Below are 22,911 nucleotides of genomic sequence, written 5' to 3' on the forward strand. Positions count from 1 at the left end.
CCCCGCTGAGGGGCCGACTCCCCACTCTCACTCACCACAGGAGTGAACCCACATGGGTATGAAGGACCAGCAGCGCCAGGACCAGGGCCAGCGGCAGGACCAGGGCCAGTGGCAGCAGAAGGGCAAGGGCAAGATGGACCAGGCGCGTGAGCGCGCCGGCCAGCCCGGCCAGCCCCAGCGCGGCGAGCGCCCCCAGCCCGGCCAGCCCCAGCGCGGCGAGCGCCCCCAGCAGGGCCAGCAGCCCAACCGCGGTCGTCAGGACATCGACGACACGGAGATGCAGGACCGGATGGACCACGACTACGACGCGTAGTTGATGCGTGGGGCGCCCTTCTTGACGGAGGGCGCCCCACGTTGTTTCAGGAAGCCGGCCTCGGTGGCAGCTCGGGGCGGGAGCGGTCGGGGGCGTCCGAGTAGTCCGGGGGGACGGCGGCGGGGTGGGATTCGAGGAGTTTCAGGGCCAGCTGGATCGCGTCGTCCATCTGGGCGTGGCGGCCCTCGGCCCAGTCCAGTGGGGTGCGCAGGATCTCCAGGTCCGGGGCGACGCCGTGGTTCTCGATGGACCAGCCGTAGGCGTCGAACCAGGCGGCGTTCATGGGCACGGTGATGACGGTGCCGTCGCCGAGGCGGTGGCGGCCGGTCATGCCGACGACTCCGCCCCAGGTGCGCTGCCCCACCACCGGTCCGAGGCCGAGGAGTCTGAACGCGGCCGTGATCATGTCGCCGTCGGAGGAGGTCGCCTCGTCGGCCAGCGCCACCACCGGGCCCCTGGGCGCGTTCGAGGTGTACGACACCGGCTGGGCGTCGCGCGTCAGGTCCCAGCCCAGGATGGTCCGGGTCAGCTTCTCGATGACCAGCTCGCTGATGTGGCCGCCCGCGTTGCCGCGCACGTCCACGATGAGCGCGGGCCGGGAGACCTCCAGGCGCAGATCGCGGTTGAACTGGGCCCAGCCCGAGCCGCCCATGTCGGGGATGTGCAGATAGCCGCAGGCGCCGCCGCTCAGCTCCCGCACCACGTCCCGGCGTTTGGCCACCCAGTCCTGGTAGCGCAGCGGCCGGTCGTCGACCAGCGGGACGACGGCGACCCGGCGGGGCGGTCCGGTGCCCTCGGCGGGGGTGAAGGTCAGCTCCACCGTCGTACCGCCCGCGCCGGCCAGCAGCGGGAAGGGGCCCTTGACGGGGTCGACCGGGCGGCCGTCGACATGGGTGAGGACCGCGCCCTCGCGGATGCCGGTGCCGGCCAGCGGTGAACGGGCCTTGGAGTCCGAGGAGTCGCCGGGCAGGATCCGCCGCAGGGTCCAGCCGCCCTCCCGGTGCACCAGGTTGGCGCCGAGCAGACCCTGCCAGCGCTGGTAGTGCGGCGGGCCCTCGTTGCGGCGGGCGGCGGTGACGTAGGCGTGGGAGGTGCCGAGTTCGCCGAGGACCTCGCGCAGCAGATCCGCGAACTCGTCGGGGGAGGCGACCCGTTCGACGAGCGGACGGTACTGGTCGAGCACCGTGTCCCAGTCGATACCGCTCATGCCCGGGTCCCAGAAGTAGGCGCGGATGATCCGGCCCGCCTCGTCGTACGCCTGGCGCCACTCGGCGGGCGGGTCCACCTCGTGCAGGATGCGGCGCAGGTCGATCCAGACCGTGCTGTCGGCGTCGCCCATCTCGGTGGAGGGCACCGCGCGCAGCTCGCCCTCGTCCACCACGACCAGCCGGGTGCCGTCGCCGCTCACCGCGAACCAGTCGAGATGGCCGACGAGTTCGGACTTTTTCGCCTTGGTGATGTTGAAGTACTCCAGCGTGGGGCGGCCGCTGGTGTCGGCCGGGTTGGCGAAGGTCTCGCCGAGCGCGCCGGAGATCGGCCAGCGCAGCCAGACCAGGCCGCCGCCCGCGACCGGGTACAGCGAGGAGTACTTGGAGGCGATCACCGGGAACGGGGTGACCCGGCTGGCCAGGCCCTCCACCTCGACCATCACCGTGCCCGCCTCCCCGGTCCCCTCGTCCTCCAGCGGGTCGAGCCCGCCCGCCGCCGGGCGCCCCTCGGGTTGAGGGCGAACGGCGAGGGGGTCGCCGAAGACAGCGGGACCAGGTAGGGGCGGCTGCCGAGCGGGAAGGACAGATCGCCGGTGTGGACGTCGTACACCGGGTCGAAGCCGCGCCAGGACAGGAAGGCGAGGTAGCGGCCGTCGCGGGTGAAGACGGGGGTCTCGTCCTCGAAGCGGCCGTCGGTGACGTCCACGATCAGCCGGTCCTTGATGCGGGCCAGCTTGATCTGGCGCAGGGAGCGGCCGATGCCGGGATGGGACCAGGTGAGCCAGCCGCCGTCGGGGGAGAAGGCGAGGTCGCGCACGGGGCCGTTGACGGAGCGGATCAGCTCGGTGACCGCGCCCTCCTCGGTCTCCGCGCCGACCCCCGTGCCGGGCGACTCGGGGTCCCCGGCGCCGGGCTCCTCGGGCACGTCGATCAGCAACAGCCGGCCGTCGTGCGAGGCGACGGCCAGGCGCTCGCCGTCCGGGTCGGAGATCATCTCCAGGACCCGGCCGAGGGCGCCCCGGGCGAGCCGGCGGGGCGGGCGGTCGCCGGTGGCGCGGGGCAGCTGGGCGATCTCCACCGCGTCCTCGCCCCCGGCGTCGGTCACATAGGCCACCTGCCCCATGGAGCCCAGCATCTCCGGCAGCCGGACCCGGACCCCGGGGGTGTCCGCGATCGTGCGGGCGGGGCCGTCGCGGTGGGTGAGCCAGTACAGGCTGCCGCGCACCACGACCGCGCTGGCCCGCCCGGTCTCGTCCACGGAGATGCCGTCGACGTTCTGCGCGGCCGGCACCTGGTAGCGGCGCCGGCCCGCGGCGGGCCCGGCGAGGCGGATGTCGAGCCTGCGCGGGACGCCGCGCGGGGAGAAGTCGTCGACGAGCCACAGGTCGCCCGCGCACTGGTAGACCACCCGGGTGCCGTCGCTGGACGCGTGCCGGGCGTAGAAGGCGTCGTGGTCGGTGTGGCGGCGCAGGTCGGTGCCGTCGTAGGCGCAGGAGTAGAGGTTGCCGACACCCTCGTGGTCGGAGAGGAAGGCGATCCGCCCGGCGACGTACATGGGGCTGGCGAGATGGCCGTCGATATCGGGCAGCAGGCGCTCGCCGTGCAGCCACAGCCGGCCCATGGCGCCGCCCCGGTAGCGCTTCCAGGAGGCCGGTTCGTGCGGCGGGGTGCCGGTGAGCAGCAGTGTCCTGCGCTCGCCGTCGAGGTCGGCGACCTGGATCTCGGTGACCGGGCCCCACGGCAGCCGGCCGCCCGGGTCGCCGTCGGGGGTCACCTTGTAGGCCCAGGTGAAGTACGAGAACGGCTGCCCGTGCGAGGCGACCGCCAGGATGTCGCCGTCCGGGGACCAGCCGCACACCTGGGTGTCGGCGCTGCCCCAGTACGTCAGCTGGCGCGCGGGTCCGCCGGTGACGTCCACCAGCTGGATCTCGGGGACCAGACTGCGCCAGTTCGTGTACGCGATCCGGCTGCCGTCGGGGGAGAAGCGCGGGTGCCCGGTCTTGGTGCGGTCCGCCGTGAGCCGCCAGGCGCGGCCGGGGGAGTCGAGGGGGGCCAGCCACAGATCGTCCTCGGACACGAAGCACAACAGATCGCCGCTGAGGTGGGGGAAGCGCAGATAGCTCACCCTTCCCATGCTTTTCCGCCCGCTGGGGGCGGGCAACTTATGTGCCCTTCTTATCCGTTCCTCACGTTCGTGACGGAGCCCACGTACGAAACGGTTTCGTTTCGCTCCAGGGTGGGGGTATCTTCATGGACGTACGAAGATGGACGTACGCAAGGAAGTTCCGGAAAGAAGTCCTGGAAACTGGGCCCGGAGACAAGTCCCGGTGCGGAAGGGTGAGCGACATGACCGAGGCCGTCGCGGCTGCACGTCGCAGTCGCATCACCCCCGAGCGCGAGGCCGAGCTGTACGAGGCCGTGCTCGACCTGCTCCGGGAGGTCGGCTACGACGCCCTGACCATGGACGCCGTCGCCGCCCGCACCCGGTCCAGCAAGGCCACGCTCTACCGCCAGTGGGGCGGCAAGGCCGAACTGGTGGTCAAGGCGCTGCGGCACAACAAGCGCGGCCACATCGGCGACATCGACACCGGGTCCCTCCGGGGCGACCTGCACGCCCTCGTGGCGATGGAGGACGACTGCACCATGGCGCAGAACTCCGCCCTGATGCGGGGGATCGCCATGGCGATGCACCACAACGAGGATCTGCGCGAGACGTTCCGGGCGCAGATCGTCGACGCGGAGATCGTCACCGGCCGGCAGATGCTCCAGCGGGCCGTGGACCGGGGCGAGGTCCGCCCGGACTGCCCGGCGATCGACTTCATGGTGCACATGATGGTCGGCGGCTTCGCCACCAGGACCCTCCTGGAGGACCAGCCGCCCACCCAGGACTTCCTCACCTCGTACATCGACGCCGTGGTCCTCCCCGCCCTCGGCGCCTGACCCTCCTCGCACACCTCCCCATCAAGCCCACCATCTGACGTCACCGCTCACGTCGTCGGGCTGATCACCCCTGCCCTGATGAACCCCACGACCTGACCGGGAGTACGCCTCCGTGGCCACATTCCTGTACCGAATCGGCCGGCTCGCCTTTAGGCGACGCCACTTCGTCGCCCTGATATGGGTCGCGCTGCTCACCCTCGCCGGGGTGGGCGCCGCCTCCGCGCCGCCCGCCGGCAACTCCTCCTTCTCGATCCCCGGTACCGAGGCCCAGAAGGCGTTCGACCTGCTGGAACAGCGCTTCCCCGGGATGAGCGCCGACGGCGCCACCGCGCGGGTCGTCTTCAAGGCGCCGGCCGGCGAGAAGATGACCGACAAGCTCAACAAGGCCGCCGTCGGCAAGACGGTGCGCGAGCTGGGCCACGGCTCCGAGGTCGCCTCGGTCGCCGACCCGTACACCGGGCACGCCGTCAGCCGGGACGGCTCCATCGCCTACGCCTCGGTGAAGTACAAGGTCTCCGGCATGGAGCTGAAGGACTCCTCGCGCGACGCGCTGAAGGAGGCCGCGCAGCAGGCACGGGACTCCGGGCTGACCGTCGAGATCGGCGGCGACGCGCTCACCGCGATGCCCGAGGAGGGCGCCGGCGAGCTGATCGGCATCGGCATCGCCGCCGTCGTCCTCGTCATCACCTTCGGCTCCCTGCTCGCGGCCGGACTGCCGCTGCTGACCGCGCTCATCGGCGTGGGCATCGGCGTCTCCTCCATCACCGCGCTGGCCTCCGCCCTCGACCTGGGCTCCACCACCTCCACCCTGGCGATGATGATCGGCCTCGCGGTCGGCATCGACTACGCCCTGTTCATCGTCTCCCGCTACCGCGCCGAACTCGCCGAGGGCCGTGAACGCGAGGAGGCGGCGGGCCGCGCCGTCGGTACGGCGGGCTCCGCGGTGGTGTTCGCCGGTCTGACCGTCGTCATCGCGCTGGTCGGCCTCTCCGTCGTCAACATCCCGATGCTGACCAAGATGGGCATCGCGGCGGCGGGCACGGTCGCCATCGCCGTCCTGATCGCGCTCACGATGATCCCCGCGCTGCTCGGCTACGCCGGCCGCAGGGTCAAGCCGGCCGGCGAGAAGAGCAAGCTGCTCGGCGGCGGGCGCCAGGCGAAGAAGCCGGGCCGCCCCAACATGGGCACCCGCTGGGCGAGTTTCGTCGTACGGCGCCCCGTCGCGGTCCTCCTCCTCGGCGTGATCGGCCTCGGCGCCGCGGCCGTCCCGGTCTCCTCCCTCGAACTGGGCCTGCCCGACGACGGCTCCCAGCCCACCTCCACCACCCAGCGCCGCGCCTACGACCTGCTGTCCGAGGGCTTCGGCGCCGGCTTCAACGGCCCCCTGATGGTCGTCGTGGACGCCAAGGGCAGCGCCCACCCCAAGACGGCCTTCAGCGAGGTCGGCAAGGAGATCAAGGGCTTCAAGGACGTCGTCGCGGTCACCCCGGCCGCGCCCAACAAGGCGGGCGACACGGCGATCATCACGGTCGTCCCGAAGTCCAAGCCGTCCTCGAAGTCCACCGAGGACCTGGTGCACGCGATCCGCGACAAGGGCGCGGACATCACCGCGAAGACGGACGCCAAGCTGCTGGTGACCGGCTCGACGGCGATGAACATCGACGTCTCCCAGCGTCTGAACGACGCGCTCCTGCCCTACCTCGCCCTGGTCGTGGGCCTGGCCTTCCTCCTGCTGATCGTGGTCTTCCGCTCGGTCCTCGTCCCGCTGAAGGCGGCCCTCGGCTTCCTGCTCAGCGTGCTCGCGGCGCTCGGCGCGGTCGTCGCGGTCTTCCAGTGGGGCTGGCTGTCCGGCCTGATGAACGTCCAGCAGACCGGCCCGGTCATGTCGATGATGCCGATCTTCATGGTGGGCGTGGTGTTCGGGCTCGCGATGGACTACGAGGTCTTCCTCGTCACCCGGATGCGGGAGGCGTACGTCCACGGCGAGAAGCCGACCCAGGCCGTGGTGACCGGGTTCCGGCACGGCGCCCGCGTCGTGACCGCCGCCGCCGTCATCATGATCGCCGTCTTCTCCGGCTTCATCGGCTCCAGCGAGTCCATGGTCAAGATGATCGGCTTCGGCCTCGCCATCGCCGTCTTCTTCGACGCGTTCATCGTCCGCATGGCGATCGTCCCGGCCGTCCTCGCCCTGCTGGGCAAGCGCGCCTGGTGGCTGCCGAAGTGGCTGGACCGCATTTTGCCCAACGTGGACGTCGAGGGCGAGGGCCTGCGCGCCCTGGCCGCCGACGGCAAGGAGGGCGAGCGGGAGCTGGTACGCGCCTGACGTACGGCTGCCGCCGGTGAACGGCCGGTGAGGGTGCCCGTGGGGACGGGGCTGCACCCTCACCGGCTTCTCGCCGTCCCGGGTTCGCGCCGTCCTGGGTTCGCGCGGGCGCACGCGGGAGCCCGGCCTGGAGGAGGCGCCCGGACCGGGCTAGGAGCCGACCTTGTTGATCCGCCAGGCGACCATGCCCGCCGCGCCGGGCTCGCCCCGCACATCGACCTTGAGCGCGCTTTCGGCCGTCAAACGCCCGAAGACCACGGACCCGTCGCAGGGAACCGCCTTCTTCCCGCCCGCGCCGGACGGCACCACGACCAGCTCCGCGGCCCCCTTCCCGGCGCACACCACGGCCAGCTCGTAGGCCGCGCCGTGAGCGAGGCCGGGCCGCGTGTGCACACCGTCCGCGACCCGCTCGACGCCCGACTCGACCATGGACCCGCCCTGATCGGTGACGGCGTCGAGCGCGGACCGCGCCTGATCGGTGAGCTTCTTCTCGGCCTGGGCGCCGTCGCCGCCACGGTGCGTGGCCGCGGGCACGGGCGCCGGGGCGTCGTTCGAGGTGCAGGCGGTGAGCAGGATCGCCGGTGCCAGGACACAGGTCAGCAGCCCCAGGGGTCCGCGCCGTCGCATCAGTTCTCCGGTTCCCGCGGCGCCTCCCGTGGTACGGGAAGCTGGAGACGACACGATATGACTTCAGGGAGTGTCAATGAGCGACAAGCCGATCGTCGGCGTCCTGGGTACCGGCATCATGGGCGCCGCCATGGCCCGCAATCTGTGCCGGGCGGGACTCGAGGTGCGCGCCTGGAACCGTACCCGGGAGAAGGCGGAGCCGCTGGCCGCCGACGGAGCCCGGATCACCGACACCCCCGCCGAGGCCGTCGAGGGCGCCGATGTCGTCCTGACGATGCTCTACGACGGCGAGACCGTCCTGGAGGTCATGCGGGAGGCCGCGCCCGCCCTGCGCCGCGGGGCCGCCTGGGCGCAGTCCACCACCGCCGGGTCCGAGCTGACCGGCGACCTGGCGGCCTTCGCCGACGCGCACGGACTGCTCTTCTACGACGCCCCCGTGCTCGGCACCAAGGAGCCCGCCGAGGCCGGGAAGCTCACCGTGCTGGCGGCCGGGCCCGAGGAGGGGCGCGCGGCGGTCACGCCGGTGTTCGACGCGGTGGGCGCCAAGACCCTGTGGACCGGTGCGGACGGTGCCGAGGGCAGCGCCAGCCGGCTGAAGCTGGTCGCCAACAGCTGGGTGCTCGCCGTCACCGCGGCCACCGGCGAGACGCTGGCCCTCGCCAAGGGCCTCGGCGTCGATCCGCGGCAGTTCTTCGAGCTGATCGGCGGCGGCCCGCTCGACATGGGGTATCTGCGGGCCAAGTCCCAGCTGCTGCTGGAGGGCGGGCTGACCCCGGCGTCGTTCGCGGTGACCACCGCCGAGAAGGACGCCCGGCTCATCGTGGCCGCGGGCCGGGGCAGCGGCGTACGCCTGGACGTGGCCGAGGCCGCCGCCGAACGGTTCGCCCGCGCGGCCGCCCAGGGGCACGGCCAGGAGGACATGGCCGCCGCGTACTTCGCCAGCTTCGAGGAGAAGGCGGAGACGGCGGAGACGGCGGAGAAGTAAGGCGGAGAAGGCGGAGAAGGGCGGGCGGGGCCGAGCCCGGCCGCCGAGATGACGTGCGCGGCGGCCGGGAGCACCCTGGAGACAGCCGGAACGCGCGTTGCCCGGAGGTGGCCGACATGACGCAGACCATGCAGCAGACGCAGACCATGATGCACACCGCTGTCGGGTGGCATGTCGAGCTGGAGTTCGAGGAGGACGGTCAGCACACGCGCGCGGCGGCCCTGGTGCGGTTGCCCGACGGCAGCGAGGTCCGGGGGCACGGACACGCCAGCCGCCACCACATCGACAACGACCAGCCCAGGGTCGGCGAGGAGATCGCCGGGGCCCGCGCCCTCAATGAGATCGCCATGGAGCTGCTGAACAAGGCACACACGGAGATCGACGCCGATTCCGGGCGCACCTCGCACCCGATCCACGTCTGAGCCGGCGACCGAGGGCACGCCCCCACGGGGCGCGCGTCCTCGGTGGCTTCACGCCCCCAGCGACGCCTTCAGCGCCTGTACCAGCGCCTGCGCCCTCGGGTCCGACGTCACGCTCTTGCGGAAGCCGTTGGTGACATAGCCGAAGCCGATGCCCGACTCCGGGTCGGCGAAGGCGAGCGCGCCCCCGCGGCCCGGGTGCCCGAAGGAGCCGGGGGACAGGAGCGGGGACGCGCTGCCGTGCAGCATGTAGCCGAGGCCGAAGCGGGTGCCGACCACGAGCACCCGGTCGGCTCCCGCCGACCGCTCCGCGCGGGCCAGCTCCATCGTCTCGGGTGTGAACAGCCGTACCCCGCCGTCCACTTCGCCGATCAGCGAGGCGTAGACGCGGGCCAGTCCGTCGGCCGTCGCGATGCCGGTGGCGGCGGGCAGGGCGGCGGCGCGGTAGGCGGGGTCGTTCTCGTCCGGGAGCGGGGTGATCGCGGCGAAGGCACGGCGGGTGAGCGAGTCCGGGTCGGCGTAGGCCGCGGACACCGAGCGCTTGGGCCGCAGCTTCAGGGCGCCCGCGGACTGCGGCGCCTCGATCTCCCCGACCCGCCCGGCGCGCCCCTGCTCGGCCGCGGGCAGCCCGAGCCGGAAGTCGGCGCCGGCCGGCCCGGCGAGCTCGTCGGCCAGCCACTCGCCCACCGGACGCCCGGTGACCCGCCGGACCAGCTCCCCGACGAGCCAGCTGTACGTCTGCGCGTGGTACCCGTGGTCCGTGCCCGGCTCCCACACCGGGGCCTGGGCCGCGACGGCCGCCGCGCCGAGGTCCGGGTCGGCCGCCTCGGCCATGGTCAGCGGACGGTCCAGGACGGGCACGCCGGCGCGGTGCGCGAGCAGATGGCGGACGAGGGTGCGCTCCTTGCCCGCCGTCTTGTACTCGGGCCAGTACGTGCCGACCGGCGCGTCCAGGTCCAGGTGCCCGCGCTGGTGCAGCAGCAGGAGTCCGGCGGCGGCGACGCCCTTGGTGGCCGAGCGCACGATCTGGGCGGTGCCGGGCTCCCAGGGAGCCGTACCGTCCACGTCCTTGGTGCCCGCCCACAGGTCGACCACCCGCCGTCCGTCGCGGTACACGGCCACCGCCGCGCCGCGCTCCCCGAGCCGGGCGAAGTTCGCCGCGAACGCCTCCCTGACCGGCTCGAAGCCCTCGGCCACCGTGCCGTTCACGACCACGTCCTCGCCCTCCATGTCCCGCGTTCCCTTCCACTCGCCTGCGACAGTGGGTGCAACAGCGGGCGTGGGCCTGCGATTCCTCGGCAGGATCAGGCGTCCGTTTTTGATGCCTTTGTCACCCGCGTCGGCTGTGCCACCCGGGGCCTGCCGCTCGCGGGTCGAAGCCGCACGGCAGTTCAAGGCGGTGCGCCCGCATCAGCTCCTCGTCGCCCAGCAGGTCCCCCGTCGGGCCGTCGGCCGCGATCACGCCGTCACTGAGGATCAGCGCGCGCGGGCACAGCTCCAGGGCGTACGGCAGGTCGTGCGTGACCATCAGGACCGTGACGTCGAGCGAGCGCAGGATGTCGGCCAGTTCGCGGCGGGAGGCCGGGTCGAGGTTGGAGGACGGCTCGTCCAGGACCAGGATCTCCGGCTCCATCGCCAGCACGGTGGCCACCGCGACGCGCCGCCGCTGCCCGAAGGAGAGATGGTGCGGGGCCGGTCCGCGAAGTCCCCCATGCCGACCCGGTCCAGGGCGCCCCGTACGCGCTCCTCCAGGGCGGCCCCCTTGATCCCGGCCGCCGCCGGGCCGAACGCCACGTCCTCGCGCACCGTCGGCATGAACAGCTGGTCGTCCGGGTCCTGGAAGACGATGCCGACCTTCTGCCGGATCGCCGCCATGTGCCGCTTGCCGACGGGCAGTCCGGCCACCGTGACCGCCCCGGCGCCGCCGCCGAGGATGCCGTTGAGGTGCAGCACCAGCGTGGTCTTCCCGGCGCCGTTGGGACCGAGCAGCGCGACCCGTTCGCCGCGCCCGATGGTGAAGTCGACGCCGAACAGGGCCTGATGGCCGTCGGGGTAGGCGAAGGCGAGGCCGGAGACCTCCAGCGAGGCGGGGGCCGTACCGGGCGTGCCGGCCGTGCTGGTCGTGCCGGTTGTATTCACAGGGTCCATCCCAACAGGCAGACGACGAGGGCCGAGCAGGGGAGCGCGAGGGCGCGGCGCCACTGCGCCGGGGACGCGGTCACCTCGTCGATGACCGGCATCGAACCGGCGTAGCCCCGGCTCACCATGGCCAGATGCACCCGCTCCCCGCGCTCGTAGGAGCGGATGAACAGCGCGCCGGCGGACTTGGCGAGCACCCCCCAGTGCCGCACGCCCCGCGCCTCGAAGCCGCGGGAGGCGCGGGCGATCCGCATCCGGCGCATCTCGTCGGTGATCACATCGCCGTAGCGGAGCATGAAGGAGGCGATCTGCGCCAGCAGCGGGGGCAGCTTCAACCGTTCGAGCCCCAGCAGGAGTTGGCGCAGTTCGGTGGTGGCCGCGAGGAGCACGGAGGCGGCGACGCCGAGGGTGCCCTTGGCGAGCACGTTCCAGGCGCCCCACAGGCCGTCGACGCTCAGCGAGAGGCCGAGGACGTGCACCCGCTCGCCCTCCGCGACGAACGGCATCAGCACCGCGAACGCCACGAAGGGCACCTCGATCAGCAGCCGCCGCAGCAGGAACCCGGCGGGCACCCGGGCGCCTCGTGCCACGGCCGCGAGCAGCGCGGCGTACACCGCGAACGCCCACACCGCCTCGCGCGGGGTGGAGACCACGACCAGGACGAAGAGGAAGGCGGCCGCGAGCTTGGTGTGCGGCGGCAGCGCGTGCACGGGCGAGTCCGCGTGCCGGTAGAGGCGGTGGGCGTGGCCCGCACCCATGTCAGAGACCGTGACCGACGGGCGAGACGTCCCTGTCGCGGCGCCTGCGCACCGCCCAGAACACCGCGCTGCCCGCGACCACCGTGACCCCGACCCCGATCACGCCCGCGAGCCCGCCGGACAGGCGCGCGTCGGAGACGTCCTTGACGCCGTAGTCGGCGAGCGGGGAACCGGCCGAGGCGTGTTCCCGCGCCTTGCTGTCGATCCCCTTGTCGTGCGCGACCTTCTCCAGGCCGTCGGGGTTCGCGGAGGCGTAGAAGCTGACGAATCCGGCGAGGACCAGGGAGGCGACCAGGCCGGTCGCCCACACCTTGCGCCGCGAGGCGGGCGCCGCCGCGGGCGAGACGGGCGGGGTGGGCGCGTCCACCAGCTCGCCGTCCACCCGCAGCCGGAGCCGCTGCCGCAGCCCGCGCGCGCCGTGCACCAGGTCCGGGCGTACGGCGATCACGGCGCCGACCGTCAGCGCGGTGATGACCGCCTCGCCGACGCCGATCAGCACATGGACGCCGATCATCGCGGTCGCGACCTTGCCGATCGAGACGTCGGTGGTGCCGCCGACCGCGTAGATCAGGGTGAAGGCGCAGGCCGCGGCCGGCACGGAGACGAGCGCGGCGACGAAGGAGGCGGCGGTCACCGAGCGGCGGCCCCGGGCAGCACGGCGAGCAGACCCCGGAAGACGGCGTACGACACCACGGTGGTGACCAGCGCCATGTCCGTGATGTTGACGCCGAGCGCGGTCAGGCCGCCGTCCGCGAACAGCACGCCCTGCATCAGCAGCACCACGGACACGCACAGCACGCCCGTATACGGGCCGACGAGTATCGCGGCGAGCGCTCCGCCCAGGAGATGGCCGCTGGTGCCGGCGGCGACCGGGAAGTTCAGCATCTGCACCGCGAAGATGAACGCGGCCACGAGACCGGCCAGCGGCGCGGTCTTCTCGTCCAGTTCCCTGCGGGCGCCGCGCAGGCTCACCGCGAGGGCGCCGGCGGCGACCACCGCGGTGACGGCGGAGGTGGGGGCGTCGATGAATCCGTCAGGTACATGCACCGTTCGATTTTAGACACTTGTTGCGAACGCTTTGCAAGTACTGGGTACTCGCCCCGGTCTCCGGGGCGCCCCGGGGGAAATGTGCGACATTGGAGAGAAGCGGATGAAAGCGGACGAAACGGCTTCCCTAGAGGTCACTCAGCGTGAAAGGGCGTTCCCATGTCTGTGATCGAGCAGTACGCGCGCGCCCATGTCGTCACGGATGACGTGGACCCGGGGGCCGTCCCGGTACGACTGCGGTACGACCCCGAGGACGACCCGCGCTCGGTCCGGATCGATCTCCCGGGCACCCATGAGTGGACCTTCTCCCGCGCCCTGCTGGAGCGCGGGCTGCGGGCACCGGCCGAGAGCGGCTCCGTACGGGTGTGGCCGTGCGGCCGGGTCCAGGCGGTCGTGGAGTTCCACTCGGACCAGGGGGTCGATGTGCTCCAGTTCGACTCCAAGGCGCTGATCCGCTTTCTGCGCCGGACCTACACGGCCGTGCCCGTGCACAACTGACCGGTCCGGTCAGCCGCCCTTCCTGAGCAGGTCCGCCACGATCGGGCCCGCCGTGTCGCCGCCGTGCCCGCCGGCCTGCACCACGCCCGCGGCCACCAGGTCGCCCCGGTAGGCGGTGAACCAGCCGTTCGGCTTCTTCTGCCCGTCGACCTCGGCGGAGCCGGTCTTCGCGCCGTAGTCCGGGCCGAGGCCGGCCATCGCCTTGGCGGCGGTGCCGTAGTCGGCCGTGAACTTCATGACCTCCTTGAGCTGCGACTGCGTCTTCGCGGACATGGTGCGCGCGGCCGTCGCCAGGGTGCGGTGGTCCACTTCGGGGGAGACCAGGTACGGCTGGCGGAAGCGGCCCGAGCGCACGGTGGCCGCGACGGAGGCCATGTTCAGCGGGTTCATGCGCACCCCACCCTGGCCGATCAGCGAGGCGCCCATCTGCGCGCCGCTCTGCACCGGGACGGAGCCGTCGAAGGAGGGCACGCCGATGGCCCAGTTGTCCATGCCGAGGCCGTAGACCTGCTGGGCCTCCTCGGTCAGATCGCTGTGGGACAGCTTGGGCGCGAAGTCGATGAAGGCGTTGTTGCAGGAGGCGCCGAAGGCGGTCTTGAACGTGCCCTTCTTGATCTCGGAATCGTCGTCGTTGTGGAACGTCCAGCCCGCGAGCTTGTACGTCTTGGGGCAGGGGTGCGAGGCGTCCGGGGTGATCAGCTTCTTCTCGAACAGCATGGTCGAGGTCACGATCTTCATCGTGGAGCCCGGCGCCAGCGAGCCCTGGAAGCCGACGTTGAAGCCGTGCTCGCTGTTGGCGACCGCGAGGATCTCACCGGTGGAGGGCCGCAGGACGACCACCGAGGCGTGCGTCCGCTTGCCGACCTGCGCCTCCGCCTCCGCCTGGAGGGCCGGGTCCAGGGTGGTCCTCACCGTCCCCGGGGTGCCCTGGCTCAGCGTCACCAGCGTCTTGTCGGACAGCTTCGCCCGCTGCGACGCCTTGCCGCGCGCCACGCGCAGCTCCACGCCCGCCGTGCCGCCCGCCTTCTTGCCGTACTTCTCGCGCAGCCCGTCCAGCACGGTGCCGAGCGAGGGGTACCTGGCCGCCGTCACCTCTTTGCCGTCGCGGTCCAGGGCCTTGACGGGCGGGGTGCCGGAGGCGCCGGTGACGAGCGTGTCGCCGTCCCGCAGATCCGGCTGTACGACGGAGGAGTGCCAGTCGACCAGGGGCTTGCCGTCGCTCGCCCGCCGGACGACGGTGAGCGAACTGCCGTACGCCAGCGGCCTGGAGACGCCCTTGTACGCCAGCGTCGCCTTGACGGAGAAGGGCACCTTGGCGCCCGTGGCGGTGCCCGGGGTGAGCGTGACGCCCGCGAGGTGGGCGTCCTTGGTGTAGCCGGTGAGCAGGGTGGTGGCGGCACGGGCGTCGTCGGTCGCGGCCGCGGCGGCGGCGACCCGGCCCTGCTGCCAGGAGGTGAGGAAGGCGGTGGCGGCGGTGTGCACCTCCGCCGCGCTGAGGGGGCCGGTCCTGACCTGCTGGTGGTGCGCGGTGGCGCTCGTCTCGCCGGCCGCCGAACCGCCGTCGTACAGCGCGTACGCGGTGAGTCCGGCGCCGCAGGCGACCAGGGCGACGACTCCGCCTATCACGCCGGGAGGGGCCGTGCGCCGTCCGGCGGCCCGTCTTCTCTTGCCCACAGCCTCTGTTCCTCCACCCTCGCCCAGGGTCCCCCGCGGCCCCTCGACTCCCCAACGACGGCACTCACCTTAAAGTCCTGAGCGGGGCGGGTGACGTCCCCGGTCATTTCGTAGCGCGGTTGCGACAATCGGACCCGCTCGGAGGGCAGTTCAGCCGACCAGCGAGCGGAACCCGCGCGCCGACCTGACCATCAGACCCTTCGCGAGCACCCCGCCGAGGCTCACGCCCACCCCCTTGGCACCGGCCGCGGGCACGACGCCCGCCTGCCGGGCTACACCCAGGTGTCCAGCCACATCCTCGCCCGCCAGCTGTCGATCGGGATCGCCGTGCCGGTGAACAGGGGCCAGAAGTAGATGAAGTTCCAGGCGATCAGCAGGACCAGGACGCCCGCGGAGGTGGCGCCGATCACGCGGCGGGTGTCGCCGGAGCCCGGTGGGCCGATGATCGCGCCGATCATCATGGCCACGGCCAGGCACAGGAACGGCACGAAGACGACCGCGTAGAAGAAGAAGATCGTCCGCTCCTGGTACAGGAACCACGGCAGATAGCCCGCCGCGATCGCGCAGGCGATGGCGCCGGCCCGCCAGTCGCGGCGGAACGCCCAGCGCCACAGGATGTACACGATCGCGAAGCAGGCCGCCCACCACAGCAGCGGCGTGCCGAGCGCCAGCACCTCGCGGGCGCACTTCTGGCCCGCGTCCGACGGGCAGCCGTCGGCGCCGGGGTTGGGCGACTCGTAGAAGTACGACACCGGGCGGCCCAGCACCAGCCAGCTCCACGGGTTGGACTGGTAGGTGTGCGGGGAGTCCAGGTGCAGATGGAACTCGTACACCTCGTGCTCGTAGTGCCACAGGCTGCGCAGCCAGTCAGGCAGGAAGGACCACGTCCCGCCCCGGCCGTCGGTGAGCGCCCAGTTGCGGAAGTAGCCGCCGGTGCCGTCCGTGGGGGAGAGGATCCAGCCCAGCCAGGACAGCAGGTAGACGGCGACGGCCACCGGGACCGTCGCCAGGAAGGTGATGCCGAGGTCGCGCCTCAGGACCGCCAGGCGCGGAGCGCGGGCGCCGGCCACCCGGCGGGCGCCCACGTCCCACAGCACCGCCATCACACAGAACGCGACCAGGATGTACAGGCCGTTCCACTTGGTGCCGATGGCCAGGCCCAGCATCAGCCCGGCCGCCCAGCGCCAGGGGCGCCGGCCGAGCCGGACGGAGTCCGCGATCTCCGCGTCCGGGCGCGCCAGGCCGTCCGGTCCGACGGGCAGCGCGGCGGCCAGTCTCGCCCGTGACCGGTCCCGGTCGATGAGCAGACAGCCGAACGCGGCCACCACGAAGAACATCAGCACGCCGTCGAGCAGCGAGGTGCGGCTCATCACGAAGTGCAGGCCGTCCACCGCGAGCAGGGCGCCCGCCAGGCAGCCCAGGAACGTCGAGCGGAACATCCGGCGCCCGATCCGGCAGATCATCAGCACGCTCAGCGTGCCCAGCAGCGCGGTCATGAACCGCCAGCCGAACGGGTTGAACCCGAACATCAGCTCGCCGAGCCCGATCACGTACTTCCCGACCGGCGGATGCACCACGTACGCCGCGTCCGCCGGGATCGCGAGATGCCCGTGCGTCTGGAGGACCAGGTCGTTGGCGTTCTTGTCCCAGTTGACCTCGAAGCCGCGGTGGACCAGCGCCCACGCGTCCTTGGCGTAGTACGTCTCGTCGAATATCACCGCCCGCGGACTGCCCAGGTTCCAGAACCGCAGCAGGCCCGCGACCAGCGTCACCAGCAGCGGCCCCGCCCAGCCCGACCAGCGGTTGATCCGGTCGGCCAGCACGGGCGGGGCGCCGAGCGCCCGCCACAGCCGGGGGCCGGGCCGCGTGTACGGCGGCACCAGCCGGTCCCGGACGTCGCCCTCGGGCGTGTCCTTCGCCGGCGCGTACCCGAACCGGCGCAGCCGCTGCTGCCACGGCGGCCGCCGGTCGTGCGGCGCCTGGCCCTGGCTCAGTTCCATGGAGGACGCGGTACTGGTCACCGCGCCATCGTAGGGAACGGTGCTGTGCGAGTCCCGCGCATGCGCGGCGCGGGCCGCGAAGCGGTCGTTTTCCTCCGGCTCGCGGACCCCTGCGAGGATGGGGGGCGTGACTGGAACCCTTGTCCTCGCAGGTACCCCCATCGGCGACATCGCGGACGCGCCGCCCCGGCTGGTGCGGGAGCTGGAGACCGCCGACGTCATCGCCGCCGAGGACACCCGGCGGCTGCGCCGGCTCACCCAGGCGCTCGGCGTCACGCCGGGCGGCCGGGTGCTGTCGTACTTCGAGGGCAACGAGTCGGCGCGCACGCCCGAGCTGGTCGAGGAGCTGGCCGGCGGGGCGCGGGTGCTGCTCGTCACGGACGCGGGCATGCCGTCGGTGTCCGACCCCGGGTACCGGCTGGTCGCGGCGGCCGTCGAGCGGGACATCCGGGTCACCGCCGTGCCCGGGCCGTCCGCCGTGCTCACCGCGCTCGCCCTGTCCGGGCTGCCGGTGGACCGGTTCTGCTTCGAGGGCTTCCTGCCGCGCAAGGCGGGCGAGCGGCTCTCCCGGCTGCGCGAGGTCGAGGGCGAGCGGCGCACGCTGGTCTACTTCGAGGCCCCGCACCGCCTGGACGACACCCTCGCCGCGATGGCCGAGGTCTTCGGCGCCGAGCGGCGGGCCGCCGTCTGCCGGGAGCTGACGAAGACGTACGAGGAGGTGCGCCGGGGTCCGCTGGCCGAGCTGGCGAGCTGGGCCGCGGAGGGGGTGCGCGGCGAGATCACGGTCGTGGTCGAGGGCGCGCCGGAGAGCGGCCCGGAGGAGCTGGACGCGGCGGAGCTGGTGCGCAGGGTGCGGGTGCGCGAGGAGGCCGGGGAGCGGCGCAAGGAGGCCATCGCGGCGGTGGCGGTGGCGGCGGGGTTGCCCAAGAGGGTCGTGTTCGACGCCGTTGTCGCTGCGAAGCGCGCCGATCAGTGAGGGGCCTGCTCCGGCCGGTGGCTCGAGTAAAAACCGCCCTCTGAGCAGGGCTCTTCTCGGATGAGCGAATCGGCCAATGGGCGGCAAAAGGCTGTCGCCGTTGGCAAAGCGCGCAGGGGTCCGCGAGGGGCTTTTCGGCAAGGAAGACTCAAATCGGCTCCAACACTCGACAGCCCTGGTGCATTCGCGTCGGCGAAGGCGTCCACTGGTCGAAGGGACCCCGATCAGGGGGTGCTTGTCCAGCGGAAACGAGGAGCTGGCATGAGTGAGATCGCAGGGCAGACCGGCCTCCGCGGTACGGCCACAGCCGTTGTTCACGAGTCGTATTCTTTCGCCTGCATGCGCTGCGGGCACGGCTGGGAGCAGTCGTACGAGATAGAGCACCACACGGACGCCGACGGGCAGCAGTACGTGCGGTACGTGGCCGACGGGCACGTCGTGCCGTCGCCGCTGCGCAGCCCCAGCTGCCAGAACTGCGACGGTCACGTGCTGCGGATCATGCGCGCCGGACAGGTCTCGTCGGTACGGGGCGCGGGCGCGGGCCGGCACGGGGTGCCGCTCGCCGGACCGGTGGAGGTGCCGCAGGTGCCGGGCGCCGGCGCCGGCGCGGGCGAGGGGGCCGCGGCCGGGGCGCAGCACCACTGGCACCTGTCGGACCTGCTGCACCCCTTCCAGCGCAAGGCGAGCTGACCCTTCCGGAGCAGGGGTGGGCCGGCCCATCCGGCGCAAGGCGAGCCGGCCCTTCCCGCCCGGGGCGGGCCGGCCGCCGCCCGGCCCCGGGCGCCGGAGCCCGGGGCCCGGTCCCTTTCGTAGGATCGGGACATGCCTTCGAACACCGGCCGGAACGGCTCCCCGGGCGACAAGAACGCGGCGCCGCCGCCGCCCGCACCCCTGCGGGTGCCCGTCGCCGATTCCCACACCCACCTCGACATGCAGTCCGGCACGGTCGAGGAGGCTCTCGCGAAGGCCGCGTCGGTCGGGGTCACCACGGTCGTCCAGGTCGGCTGCGACATCGACGGCTCCCGGTGGGCCGCCGAGACCGCGCGGACGTACGCCGACGTGCACGCCGCCGTCGCCCTCCACCCCAACGAGGCCCCGCGCATCGTCCACGGCGACCCCGACGGCTGGTCCCGCAAGGAGGCCAGGGAGCCGGGCGGGCAGGCCGCGCTGGACGAGGCGCTCGCCGAGATCGACCGGCTCGCCGCGCTGCCGCACGTCAAGGGCGTCGGCGAGACCGGCCTCGACCACTTCCGCACGGGCCCCGAGGGCAAGGACGCCCAGGAGCGGTCCTTCCGCGCCCACATCGAGATCGCCAAGCGGCACGGCAAGGCGCTCGTCATCCACGACCGCGAGGCCCACGCCGACGTGCTGCGCGTGCTCAAGGAGGAGGGCGCCCCCGAGCGCACCGTCTTCCACTGCTACTCCGGCGACGCCGAGATGGCACAAATCTGCGCCCGCGAGGGCTACTTCATGTCCTTCGCCGGGAACGTCACCTTCAAGAACGCCCAGAACCTGCGCGACGCCCTCGCCGTCGCCCCGCTGGAACTGGTCCTCGTGGAGACCGACGCGCCCTTCCTCACCCCGGCGCCGTACCGCGGACGGCCCAACGCGCCCTACCTCGTTCCGGTCACCGTGCGCGCCATGGCCGCCGTACGCGGCATCGACGAAGACGCGCTGGCGACGGCCCTGAACGCGAACACGGCCCGCGCCTTCGACTACCCGGCATAATCACTCTTTCGTCACGTTTCGCAGTCGCGTCGCTTTGGAGAGTGACCGGGGCTCGGCTAGGTTCTGCCCCCGATCCGGACCTTTCGGCCCTGTGGAGCGTGTCGGCGTGAGCGGTAAACGGCGGTTGGAGACGGGCGCGTCGCCGGAACGGCGCGGTGGCCGGCGTGCGCGCGGGCGCGGGACGCGGGCGGCCAAGCGGCCGGACTCCGTGGTGCGCAGGCTGCTGCCGCAGGCACTGGTGGTGGCCTTCCTGGCCGGCGGCACCACCTCCTTCGTCGCCCAGGACCGGGCGATCCGGCTCGACGTCGACGGCCGGCCGCGGGCGCTGCACACCTTCGCCGACGACGTGGACGCGCTGCTCGCCGAGGAGGGCGTACGGGTGGGCGAGCACGACCTGGTCGCGCCCGCCCCCGACACCCCGCTGGCCGGCGGCGACGCGATCGCGGTGCGCTACGGCCGCCCCGTGCGGCTCACCCTGGACGGCCGGCGGCACCAGGTGTGGACGACGGCGCAGACCGTGGACGGGGCGCTCAGGGAACTGGGGGTGCGCGCCGAGGGCGCGTATCTGTCGGCCTCGCGCTCCCAGAGCATCGGCCGCGCCGGGCTCGCGCTCGACGTCCGCACCGAACGGGCGGTCACGGTCATGGCCGACGGGCGGGCCCGCACCCTCCGCACCAACGCGGCGACGGTCGGCGAGGCCGTCGCGGAGGCCGGGATCACCCTGGGCCCCGACGACACGCTCTCCGCCCCCGCCGACAGCTTCCCGCGCGACGGGCAGACCGTCACCGTGACGCGGGTGACCGGGGGGCGGGAGGTCCGCGAGGAGGAGATCCCGTTCCGCACCGAGCGGACGTACGACCCCACGCTGCTCAAGGGCACCGAGGTCGTCACCCGTCCCGGGCGCCCCGGGCTGCGGCGGATCACCTATCTGCTGCGCACGGTCGACGGGGTGCGCCAGGAGCCGCGCCGGGCGGGGACGGAGGTGGTGCGCAGGCCGCGGCGGCAGGTGGTGAAGGTCGGCACGAAGACGGCGCCGCGCTCGGTCGCGGGCACCGACGCGCTGGACTGGCACGGGCTCGCGGCATGCGAGTCCGGGGGCGACCCGCACGCGGTGGACTCCTCGGGGACGTACGGGGGCCTGTATCAGTTCGACGCGCAGACGTGGCACTCCCTGGGGGGCACGGGGCTGCCGCAGGACGCTTCGGAGTCGGAGCAGACGTACCGGGCGAAGAAGCTGTACGCGCGGCGGGGGGAGAGCCCCTGGCCGCATTGCGGGGAGCGGCTGCACGGCTGAGACCGGGCGGGGCGCCGTGGCGCGGGGTGCTTGTCAGGGGCGCCCTTCGTCGCCCCGTACCCTTGTCCCGTGAGTAGCCCCGCCCCCGATTCCCTCCTCGGCCCCGCCGACATCCGCGAGCTCGCGACCGCGCTCGGTGTCCGCCCCACCAAGCAGCGCGGCCAGAACTTCGTGATCGACGCGAACACGGTCCGCCGTATCGTCCGCACCGCCGGGGTCCGCCCCGACGACACGGTCGTGGAGGTCGGTCCCGGGCTCGGCTCGCTCACCCTGGCGCTGCTGGAGGCCGCCGACCGCGTCACCGCCGTGGAGATCGACGACGTCCTCGCCGCCGCCCTCCCCGCGACCGTCGCCGCCCGGATGCCGGCCCGCGCCGACCGCTTCGCGCTGGTCCACTCCGACGCGATGCACGTCACCGAGCTGCCGGGCCCCGCCCCGACCGCGCTCGTCGCGAACCTGCCGTACAACGTCGCCGTGCCGGTGCTGCTCCACATGCTCGACACCTTCCCGAGCATCGAGCGCACCCTGGTGATGGTGCAGTCCGAGGTCGCCGACCGGCTCGCCGCCGCGCCCGGCTCGAAGGTGTACGGCGTCCCGTCCGTGAAGGCCAACTGGTACGCCGAGGTCAAGCGGGCCGGCGCCATCGGCCGCACTGTCTTCTGGCCCGCGCCGAACGTCGACAGCGGGCTCGTCTCCCTGGTGCGGCGCACCGAGCCGGTCGCGACGACGGCCACGAAGCGGCAGGTGTTCGCGGTGGTCGACGCGGCCTTCGCGCAGCGCCGCAAGACCCTGCGGGCCGCGCTCGCCGGGTGGGCGGGTTCCGCGGCCGCCGCCGAAGAAGCCCTGGTCGCCGCCGGGATCTCCCCGCAGGCCCGCGGCGAGTCGCTGACGGTCGAGGAGTTCGCCCGCATCGCCGAGCACGCCCAGACCGGCGCCTGACGCCGGCACCCCGCACAGCCAAGGAGCGCAGTGAGCGTCACGGTCCGCGTCCCCGCCAAGGTCAACGTCCAGCTCGCGGTGGGCGCCGCCCGCCCCGACGGGTTCCACGACCTCGCCAACGTCTTCCTCGCCGTCGGCCTGTACGACGAGGTCACGGTCACCCCCGCCGACGAACTGCGCGTCACCTGCGCGGGCCCGGACGCCGCCCAGGTCCCCCTGGACCGCACCAACCTCGCCGCCCGCGCCGCCCTCGCGCTCGCCGCGCGCCGGGGCATCGAGCCGAACGTGCACCTCCACATCGACAAGGACATCCCCGTCGCCGGCGGCATGGCGGGCGGCAGCGCGGACGGCGCGGGCGCGCTGCTCGCCTGCGACAGGCTCTGGGGCACGGGCGCGTCCCGGGCCGAACTCCTCGCGATCTGCGCCGAGTTGGGCAGTGATGTGCCGTTCAGCCTGGTCGGCGGCGCCGCGTTGGGCGTCGGCCGCGGTGAGCGGCTGACCGCCCTCGACGTCGGCGGCACGTTCCACTGGGTGTTCGCGATGGCCGGGCGCGGGCTGTCCACGCCGGCGGTGTTCCGCGAGTTCGACCGGCTGGCCGAGGGCCGGGAGATCCCGGAGCCGGTGGCCTCGCGGGATCTGCTGGACGCGCTGGCCAAGGGCGACACCGACGCGCTGGCCGCGGCCGTCACCAACGACCTCCAGTCGCCCGCGCTCTCCCTCTTCCCGGAACTGGCGGCCACCCTGGCGGCGGGCCGCGACGCGGGCGCCCTCGCCTCGCTCGTCTCGGGCTCGGGCCCGACGACGGCCTTCCTCGCCCGCGACGCCGAGACGGCCCGGAAGGTCGCGGCGGCCCTCACCGCCTCCGGCACCTGCCGCACCGTACGGACGGCGGCGGGGCCGGTGGCGGGGGCGACGGTCCTTTAGGACGTCAGAGGGCGTCGGTCTCGGTCAGGCCGATGCAGCGGCCCGTTTCCGGCCATGTCATCACACAGAGTGACCATCCCCTCGCGCGTCACCCCCCACCCCCGAGGCCCTACGCTAGA

The 22,911-nt window shown here is 73.0% G+C and carries 17 protein-coding genes and 3 pseudogenes; 12 read left to right on the forward strand and 8 right to left on the reverse strand.

Annotated elements, in window-relative coordinates:
• Positions 1 to 52 precede the first annotated feature (52 nt).
• Positions 53 to 313 carry a hypothetical protein gene (locus tag GHR20_RS21170; RefSeq protein WP_243878098.1) on the forward strand — a complete coding sequence of 87 codons (261 nt, stop codon included), beginning with the start codon at positions 53 to 55 and terminating at the stop codon, positions 311 to 313.
• Positions 314 to 359: 46 nt separating this feature from the next.
• Here the strand turns inward: GHR20_RS21170 and GHR20_RS21175 are convergent.
• Positions 360 to 3,646, reverse strand: a pseudogene (locus tag GHR20_RS21175) (S41 family peptidase).
• Positions 3,647 to 3,867: 221 nt separating this feature from the next.
• Here GHR20_RS21175 and GHR20_RS21180 point away from each other — a divergent pair.
• Both GHR20_RS21180 and GHR20_RS21185 read left to right on the forward strand, forming a co-directional pair.
• On the forward strand, positions 3,868 to 4,461 hold the full coding sequence (locus tag GHR20_RS21180) for a TetR/AcrR family transcriptional regulator (RefSeq protein ID WP_111586001.1): 594 nt from the start codon (positions 3,868 to 3,870) through the stop codon (positions 4,459 to 4,461).
• Between the two features lie 112 nt (positions 4,462 to 4,573).
• Positions 4,574 to 6,784, forward strand: a complete 2,211-nt coding sequence (locus GHR20_RS21185; RefSeq protein ID WP_153814079.1) for an MMPL family transporter — start codon at positions 4,574 to 4,576, stop codon at positions 6,782 to 6,784.
• Positions 6,785 to 6,934: 150 nt separating this feature from the next.
• Here GHR20_RS21185 and GHR20_RS37630 read toward each other — a convergent pair whose 3' ends face one another.
• Positions 6,935 to 7,411, reverse strand: coding sequence for a hypothetical protein (locus GHR20_RS37630; RefSeq protein ID WP_153814080.1), 477 nt, complete (start codon positions 7,409 to 7,411; stop codon positions 6,935 to 6,937).
• Between the two features lie 76 nt (positions 7,412 to 7,487).
• Here GHR20_RS37630 and GHR20_RS21195 point away from each other — a divergent pair, with 76 nt between their 5' ends.
• Together GHR20_RS21195 and GHR20_RS21200 are read left to right on the forward strand one after the other, a co-directional pair.
• Positions 7,488 to 8,396, forward strand: a complete 909-nt coding sequence (locus tag GHR20_RS21195; RefSeq protein WP_153814081.1) for an NAD(P)-dependent oxidoreductase — start codon at positions 7,488 to 7,490, stop codon at positions 8,394 to 8,396.
• Positions 8,397 to 8,542: 146 nt separating this feature from the next.
• Positions 8,543 to 8,818: a DUF1876 domain-containing protein gene (locus tag GHR20_RS21200; protein WP_111586026.1), complete on the forward strand. Its 276-nt coding sequence runs from the start codon at positions 8,543 to 8,545 to the stop codon at positions 8,816 to 8,818.
• Positions 8,819 to 8,866: 48 nt separating this feature from the next.
• Here the strand turns inward: GHR20_RS21200 and GHR20_RS21205 are convergent, their stop codons facing one another.
• The 4 genes and pseudogenes from GHR20_RS21205 to GHR20_RS21220 all read right to left on the reverse strand — a co-directional run bounded on the left by GHR20_RS21205 (position 8,867) and on the right by GHR20_RS21220 (position 12,759).
• Positions 8,867 to 10,045 carry a serine hydrolase domain-containing protein gene (locus GHR20_RS21205; RefSeq protein ID WP_153814082.1) on the reverse strand — a complete coding sequence of 393 codons (1,179 nt, stop codon included), beginning with the start codon at positions 10,043 to 10,045 and terminating at the stop codon, positions 8,867 to 8,869.
• A 100-nt stretch (positions 10,046 to 10,145) separates the two neighbouring features.
• Positions 10,146 to 10,963: pseudogene (locus tag GHR20_RS21210) on the reverse strand (ABC transporter ATP-binding protein).
• On the reverse strand, positions 10,951 to 11,712 hold the full coding sequence (cbiQ, locus tag GHR20_RS21215) for a cobalt ECF transporter T component CbiQ (RefSeq protein ID WP_153814083.1): 762 nt from the start codon (positions 11,710 to 11,712) through the stop codon (positions 10,951 to 10,953). Before cbiQ ends, GHR20_RS21210 begins: the two are co-directional and overlap by 13 nt.
• Before the next feature lies 1 nt (position 11,713).
• A pseudogene (locus GHR20_RS21220) lies at positions 11,714 to 12,759 on the reverse strand (energy-coupling factor ABC transporter permease).
• 159 nt (positions 12,760 to 12,918) lie between these two features.
• Here GHR20_RS21220 and GHR20_RS21225 point away from each other — a divergent pair.
• Entirely contained in the window at positions 12,919 to 13,257 is a 339-nt protein-coding gene (locus GHR20_RS21225; protein WP_111585995.1) for an SsgA family sporulation/cell division regulator, read from the forward strand.
• A 9-nt stretch (positions 13,258 to 13,266) separates the two neighbouring features.
• Here GHR20_RS21225 and GHR20_RS21230 read toward each other — a convergent pair whose 3' ends face one another.
• Positions 13,267 to 14,931 (reverse strand): penicillin-binding transpeptidase domain-containing protein, encoded by a 1,665-nt coding sequence (locus GHR20_RS21230; protein ID WP_153814084.1) that lies wholly within the window; start codon positions 14,929 to 14,931, stop codon positions 13,267 to 13,269.
• Between the two features lie 272 nt (positions 14,932 to 15,203).
• Positions 15,204 to 16,952, reverse strand: a complete 1,749-nt coding sequence (locus tag GHR20_RS21235; protein ID WP_194858946.1) for a phospholipid carrier-dependent glycosyltransferase — start codon at positions 16,950 to 16,952, stop codon at positions 15,204 to 15,206.
• A 106-nt stretch (positions 16,953 to 17,058) separates the two neighbouring features.
• Here GHR20_RS21235 and rsmI point away from each other — a divergent pair, with 106 nt between their 5' ends.
• The 6 genes from rsmI to GHR20_RS21265 all read left to right on the forward strand — a co-directional run bounded on the left by rsmI (position 17,059) and on the right by GHR20_RS21265 (position 22,792).
• Positions 17,059 to 17,907 carry a 16S rRNA (cytidine(1402)-2'-O)-methyltransferase gene (gene rsmI, locus GHR20_RS21240; RefSeq protein WP_153814085.1) on the forward strand — a complete coding sequence of 283 codons (849 nt, stop codon included), beginning with the start codon at positions 17,059 to 17,061 and terminating at the stop codon, positions 17,905 to 17,907.
• 261 nt (positions 17,908 to 18,168) lie between these two features.
• Positions 18,169 to 18,597 (forward strand): hypothetical protein, encoded by a 429-nt coding sequence (locus tag GHR20_RS21245; RefSeq protein ID WP_153814086.1) that lies wholly within the window; start codon positions 18,169 to 18,171, stop codon positions 18,595 to 18,597.
• Positions 18,598 to 18,729: 132 nt separating this feature from the next.
• Positions 18,730 to 19,635, forward strand: coding sequence for a TatD family hydrolase (locus GHR20_RS21250; protein ID WP_111585986.1), 906 nt, complete (start codon positions 18,730 to 18,732; stop codon positions 19,633 to 19,635).
• A gap of 34 nt (positions 19,636 to 19,669) precedes the next feature.
• A complete protein-coding gene (locus tag GHR20_RS21255) occupies positions 19,670 to 20,929 on the forward strand; it encodes a resuscitation-promoting factor (protein WP_153814087.1) in 1,260 nt (419 codons plus the stop codon).
• Between the two features lie 69 nt (positions 20,930 to 20,998).
• Positions 20,999 to 21,868 carry a 16S rRNA (adenine(1518)-N(6)/adenine(1519)-N(6))-dimethyltransferase RsmA gene (gene rsmA, locus GHR20_RS21260; RefSeq protein WP_153814088.1) on the forward strand — a complete coding sequence of 290 codons (870 nt, stop codon included), beginning with the start codon at positions 20,999 to 21,001 and terminating at the stop codon, positions 21,866 to 21,868.
• 30 nt (positions 21,869 to 21,898) lie between these two features.
• Positions 21,899 to 22,792: a 4-(cytidine 5'-diphospho)-2-C-methyl-D-erythritol kinase gene (locus GHR20_RS21265; RefSeq protein WP_153814089.1), complete on the forward strand. Its 894-nt coding sequence runs from the start codon at positions 21,899 to 21,901 to the stop codon at positions 22,790 to 22,792.
• Positions 22,793 to 22,911: the final 119 nt, after the last annotated feature.

The sequence above is a fragment of the Streptomyces sp. SUK 48 genome, from assembly GCF_009650765.1.
In the GTDB taxonomy this organism is placed as follows: domain Bacteria; phylum Actinomycetota; class Actinomycetes; order Streptomycetales; family Streptomycetaceae; genus Streptomyces.

Excerpts from the sequence above, each read along its gene's own strand:
- GHR20_RS21170 (WP_243878098.1), top strand. The coding sequence starts at position 53 with ATGGGTATGAAGGACCAGCAGCGCCAGGACCAGGGCCAGCGGCAGGAC.
- GHR20_RS21180 (WP_111586001.1), top strand. The coding sequence starts at position 3,868 with ATGACCGAGGCCGTCGCGGCTGCACGTCGCAGTCGCATCACCCCCGAG.
- GHR20_RS37630 (WP_153814080.1), bottom strand. The coding sequence starts at position 7,411 with ATGCGACGGCGCGGACCCCTGGGGCTGCTGACCTGTGTCCTGGCACCG.
- GHR20_RS21195 (WP_153814081.1), top strand. The coding sequence starts at position 7,488 with ATGAGCGACAAGCCGATCGTCGGCGTCCTGGGTACCGGCATCATGGGC.
- GHR20_RS21200 (WP_111586026.1), top strand. The coding sequence starts at position 8,543 with ATGATGCACACCGCTGTCGGGTGGCATGTCGAGCTGGAGTTCGAGGAG.
- GHR20_RS21205 (WP_153814082.1), bottom strand. The coding sequence starts at position 10,045 with ATGGAGGGCGAGGACGTGGTCGTGAACGGCACGGTGGCCGAGGGCTTC.
- cbiQ (WP_153814083.1), bottom strand. The coding sequence starts at position 11,712 with ATGGGTGCGGGCCACGCCCACCGCCTCTACCGGCACGCGGACTCGCCC.
- GHR20_RS21225 (WP_111585995.1), top strand. The coding sequence starts at position 12,919 with ATGTCTGTGATCGAGCAGTACGCGCGCGCCCATGTCGTCACGGATGAC.
- GHR20_RS21245 (WP_153814086.1), top strand. The coding sequence starts at position 18,169 with ATGAGTGAGATCGCAGGGCAGACCGGCCTCCGCGGTACGGCCACAGCC.
- GHR20_RS21250 (WP_111585986.1), top strand. The coding sequence starts at position 18,730 with ATGCCTTCGAACACCGGCCGGAACGGCTCCCCGGGCGACAAGAACGCG.